At 63.2% G+C, this 5,092-nt stretch carries 4 protein-coding genes; all 4 read left to right on the forward strand.

What is annotated here, in order from left to right; translation table 11 throughout:
- The first annotated feature begins 140 nt into the window (after window positions 1-140).
- Window positions 141-1,295: an acyl-CoA dehydrogenase family protein gene (locus GJ629_RS14245; protein WP_157513626.1), complete on the forward strand. Its 1,155-nt coding sequence runs from the start codon at window positions 141-143 to the stop codon at window positions 1,293-1,295.
- Between the two features lie 320 nt (window positions 1,296-1,615).
- The gene (locus tag GJ629_RS14250; protein WP_157513627.1) at window positions 1,616-3,520 is read left to right on the forward strand and encodes a 2-oxoacid:acceptor oxidoreductase subunit alpha; all 1,905 of its coding nucleotides are present in this window, start codon (window positions 1,616-1,618) and stop codon (window positions 3,518-3,520) included.
- 2 nt (window positions 3,521-3,522) lie between these two features.
- Entirely contained in the window at window positions 3,523-4,458 is a 936-nt protein-coding gene (locus GJ629_RS14255; RefSeq protein ID WP_157513628.1) for a thiamine pyrophosphate-dependent enzyme, read from the forward strand.
- A gap of 51 nt (window positions 4,459-4,509) precedes the next feature.
- Entirely contained in the window at window positions 4,510-4,938 is a 429-nt protein-coding gene (lrpA1, locus tag GJ629_RS14260; RefSeq protein ID WP_157513629.1) for an HTH-type transcriptional regulator LrpA1, read from the forward strand.
- Window positions 4,939-5,092 lie beyond the last annotated feature (154 nt).

Here is a 5,092-nt window from a genome sequence, read left to right on the forward strand (position 1 = left end):
TCACCGTCTACACCTTCCCCGTCCTCGACGAACTCGTCGGCCTGATGCAGGAGATCGAGGTTTAAAGACACGGACAATTAGTTTACAGTTGTATCCGGTTCCAATGCGTATATGCCGGGTCCGTTCTAACACCATCTATAATGGACTTGTTAGAGGATACCATCGTCCCCGAACACGCCCGGGACGTCAAACACGAGGCGCGGGAGTTCGCCGAGACACGCATCGAACCGAACGCCGAGGAGTACTACGAGACGGGCGAGTACCCGTGGGAGATACTCGAAGCGGGGATGGAGGCCAACCTCGTCGCACAGGACATCCCCGAGGAGTACGGCGGCCGGGGACTGGACCTCGAACAGACGCTGGCCATCGCCGAGGAGTTCTACAAGGCCGACGCGGGCATCGCCTTGACGCTCCAGTTGGCGAGTTTCGGCGCCGAAATCGTCTACGAACACGGCAGCGACGAACAGTGTGAGGAGTACATCCGGCCGGTCGCGAACAACGAACAGATCACCGGCCTCGCGGTGTCGGAACCCGAAACCGGCAGCGACCTCGCGGGGATGACCACCACGGCCGAAAAAGACGGCGACGAGTACGTCCTCGACGGCGAGAAGTACTGGATCGGTAACGGCGTTGAGGCCGACTGGGTGACGCTGTACGCCAAGACCGGCGACGACGAGAACAACCGCTACGGCAACTACTCTCTGTTCATCGTCCCGACGGACACCGAGGGGTACGACGCCGAGCACATCCCCGAGAAGATGGGCTTCCGGGCGAGCAAGCAGGCCCACATCGAACTGAACGGCGCGCGCATCCCCGAGGAGAACCGCATCGGTGCCGAGGGTGCCGGCTTCTTCATGCTCGCGGAGTTTTTCAACCACGGCCGGGTCATCGTCGGCGGCCACGGGCTGGGCCTCGCCGCGGCGGCCATCGAGGAGGCAAACCGGTTCGTCCACGACCGCAACGCCTTCGGTAAGGACGTCAGCGAGTTCCAGGCCGTCCAGCACAAACTCGCGGATATGCGACTGGAGTTCGAGTCCGCCCGTGCGCTCACGTGGCGCGCGGCCCGGAAAGTGAAAGAACAGGACGACGCCGGTTTCTGGGCCGCGATGGCCAAGACGAAGGCGACGGAGGTGTCGACGGACTGCGCCGAGAAGGGGATGCAACTCCACGGCGGCCGGTCGGTGCTCACCGAGAACCGTATCTCCCGTGTCTACCGCGACGTGCGCATCCCCGTCATCTACGAGGGGGCCAACGACATCCAGCGGAACCTCATCTACAGCCAACAACCCCGCTAGACGGCGCGGTCGTCTCGGTGCATCGACCGCTCTGTGACCCGCCGTTATCAGAATCAACACTTTCTCGACACGAGCTGCGTACCAGTGTCCTTCCTAACCATTGTGTGCCTCCACCTACCAAATAGGTCCTTTCGATACCACTGATAGGTCGTGAAAACATCTCAGCGGAGTCGTCGGATCGGCCCTCACTTTCGGCCGCTATCGAGGACATACGCACGAAGGAATTATAATGATTATTGGGTCGTCAGGCAGTGAAAACGCTTTTGTCTGGTCCAAGCGTGGTTCCAATACGGCACCCGCAGGGAGCCGGTGAATTATCAATGGCAGAAAAAGACCTCATCTGGCGAATCGCGGGCGGTTCCGGGGACGGAATCGACTCGACGAGCCAGAACTTCGCGAAAGCCCTGATGCGCTCGGGACTCAACGTCTTCACTCATCGACACTACCCGTCGCGCATCCGGGGTGGCCACACGTACGTCGAAGTACGCGCCGGTAACGGACCCGTCGGGTCGCGCGGTGACGGGTACAACTTCCTCCTCACACTCGGGGACAGCTTCGCCCGGAATCCGGGCGAGGACGCCTACTACGGCGACGAGGAGGTAAAACCGCTGACAGAGAACCTCGACGAACTCAACGAGGGCGGCATCATCGTCTACGACGAGGGCCTCCTCGACGAGGAGGACGTCGCGGAGACCGACCTCGAACAGCGAGCCGAGGAGAACGACTGGCACCTCTACCCGGTCGACCTCCGCGGCATCGCCCGCGAGTACGGCCGCGACGTGATGCGTAACACCGCCGGTGTCGGCGTCACGGCGGCGCTTTTGGACATCGACGTCTCGTACTTCGAGGAACTCATCTCCGCCAGTATGTCGGGGGACATCAAGGAGGCGAACCTCAACGTCCTCGAAGACGCCTACGAGCAGGCCCAGGAGTTCGAGCACACTCACGACTGGTCGGCCCCGGAAGGCGACGGCCACGACGAGGAGCAGGCCCTGCTGTCCGGCTCCGACACCATTTCCTACGGTGCGCTGGACGAGGGCTGTCGGTTCATCTCGGGGTACCCGATGACCCCGTGGACCGACGTGTTCACGATCATGTCCCAGAACCTGCCGAAGTTCGGCGGTATCAGCGAGCAGGTCGAAGACGAGATCGCGGCGGCCGCGCTGGCGCTGGGGGCCTCCCACATGGGCGTCAAGTCTATGTCCGGGTCCTCCGGCGGTGGCTTCGCGCTGATGTCCGAACCGCTCGGCCTCGCCGAGATGACGGAGACGCCTATCGTGCTCGTCGAGGCGATGCGCGCCGGTCCCTCGACCGGCCTCCCGACCAAGCCCGAACAGGGCGACCTAGAGCACATCCTCTACACCAGTCAGGGCGACTCCTCGCGGGTCGTCTTCGCCCCGGCCAACGTCCGGGAGTGTTACACCCAGACACGACAGGCGTTCAAGATCGCCTACGAGTACCAGATCCCGACCATCGTCGCCTACGATCAGAAGCTACAGGGCGAACTCCGGAACGTGCCCGTGAGCTTCTTCGACGAGGAACCCAACAGCGACCCCGGAGCGGTGCTCACCGAGGAGGAGATTCAGGAGGCCGCACACCACGCCTCCGGGAAGTTCAATCGCTTCCAGCACGACCCCGAGGACGGGAGCAACGTCAGTCCGCGTTCGGTGCCCGGCCAGAAGGACGGTCGCTTCCTGGCGACCGGCAACGAGCACAACGAGTCCGGCCACATCGACGAGGACCCCGAGAACCGGGTCATCCAGATGGAGCGCCGGGTCGGCAAACTCGCCGACATCCGCGAGGAACTCGACGGACTCGACACCACCCACCAGACCTACAAGGGTCCCGAGGATGCCGACTACGGCATCATCACGTGGGGGAGCCAGCAGGGGACGGTCTTCGAGGCCGTCGACCGCCTCAACGACGCCGGCCACTCCGTGAAGGCCATCGGCGTCTCGGACCTGATGCCCTACCCCGAAGAGGATGTCACCGAGTTCCTCGAGTCCGTCGACGAGGCGCTGGTCGTCGAGATGAACGCCACGGCGCAGTTCCGTGGCCTCACCCAGAAGGAACTGGGCCGCTTCGGCGAGAAGATGTCCAGTCTCCTCAAGTACAACGGCAACCCCTTCGAACCCGACGAGATCGTCGAAGGGTTCGAGACCAGCATCGACGACGGGGAACTGCCCCACCAGCGAATGAAGTACGTTCCGGCGGCAGGTGACTAACTATGAGCGCATTCAGTGCAATAGACGAGGAACGAGAGATCGACCGCGACGAGTTCACACCCGGTATCGAACCGCAGCCGACGTGGTGTCCTGGCTGTGGTGACTTCGGCGTCCTGAAGGCGCTGAAGCAGGCGATGCCGGAAGTCGGCCGGACGCCCGACGAGACGCTGCTCTGTACGGGTATCGGCTGCTCGGGGAAGCTCAACAGCTACTTCGAGTCCTACGGCTTCCACACCATCCACGGCCGCTCGCTGCCCGTCGCCCGGGCCGCGAAACTGGCCAACCCCGGCGTCGAAGTCATCGCCGCCGGCGGTGACGGTGACGGCTACGGCATCGGTGGCAACCACTTCATCCACACCGCCCGTGAGAACCACGATATGACGTACATCGTGTTCAACAACGAGATCTTCGGGCTGACGAAGGGCCAGACGTCGCCGACGTCGCCGAAGGGTCACAAGTCCAAGACCCAGCCCAGCGGGTCCGCCAAGGAGCCGCTCCGACCGCTCAGCCTCTCGCTGTCGGCCGGAGCCTCCTACATCGCCCGCACCGCCGCGGTCAACCCCAATCAGGCCGCGGACATCATCGCCGAGGCCATCGAGCACGACGGCTTCGCCCACGTTGATTTCCTGACCCAGTGTCCGACCTGGAACAAGGACGCAAAGCAGTACGTCCCGTACACGGACATCCAGCAGTCTGACGACTACGACCACGACATCAACGACCGCCGCGAGGCGGCCGAGATGATGTACGAGACCGAGACCAAGCTCCACGAGGGCGAGATTCTCACCGGTCGCTACTACGTCGACGACGACCGGCCGTCCTACGGCCAGGAGAAGCGCGCTATCGGCGAGATGCCCGAGGAGCCACTCGCCGAGCGGTACTTCGACGAGGACGCCGACTGGGACCGCACCTACGACCTCATCGACAAGCACACGTAGAGCGGTTCGGTATTCGGAAGATATTTTTTCGCCCACCGGAAAGATAGTGGTATGAGCGCTGAGTCTACGGCGGACCGTATCCTCGCCGTGCTGGAGGAGGACGCCCAAGCGTCCTACGCCGAGATAGCCGAGCGGGCCGAGGTATCGAAACCGACCGTCCGGAAATACATCAACCAACTCGAGGACGAGGGTGTGATCGTCGGCTACTCCGCCGACGTGGACCCGAAGAAACTCGCCAGCCAGTCCATCGCGATGGTCGGCATCGATGTCGACAGCGGCCGCTACGTCGAGGCGACGAAGGACCTCCAGTCGGTCCCCGAGATAGAGGCGCTGTACACTTCAAGCGGTGACCATATGCTGATGGCCGAGGTCCGCGCCCGGGACGGCGACGAACTCGGGGACGTGATCAGCGACGAGATACTCGCACTCGAAGGCGTCACGGCCGCCCATCCCTCCTTTCTCCAGGAACGACTGAAATAACGACGGTCTTTTGCCGCTGTAGCGGCGACACTTGCTACGATGCGTGACCGACTGGTGGTCGGTCGGGGTCGACTCGCCACGACGATGCGCGACGTTCTCGCGGACCGCTCCCCCGGAGTGATCGTACTCAGCGACGACCCCCGAGTACGTCGAG

The organism is Halapricum sp. CBA1109 (assembly GCF_009741825.1).
Classification (GTDB): Archaea; Halobacteriota; Halobacteria; order Halobacteriales; family Haloarculaceae; genus Halapricum.

Coding starts and splice junctions, on each gene's coding strand:
- GJ629_RS14255 (WP_157513628.1), top strand. CDS start 3,523: ATGAGCGCATTCAGTGCAATAGACGAGGAACGAGAGATCGACCGCGAC.
- GJ629_RS14250 (WP_157513627.1), top strand. CDS start 1,616: ATGGCAGAAAAAGACCTCATCTGGCGAATCGCGGGCGGTTCCGGGGAC.
- lrpA1 (WP_157513629.1), top strand. CDS start 4,510: ATGAGCGCTGAGTCTACGGCGGACCGTATCCTCGCCGTGCTGGAGGAG.
- GJ629_RS14245 (WP_157513626.1), top strand. CDS start 141: ATGGACTTGTTAGAGGATACCATCGTCCCCGAACACGCCCGGGACGTC.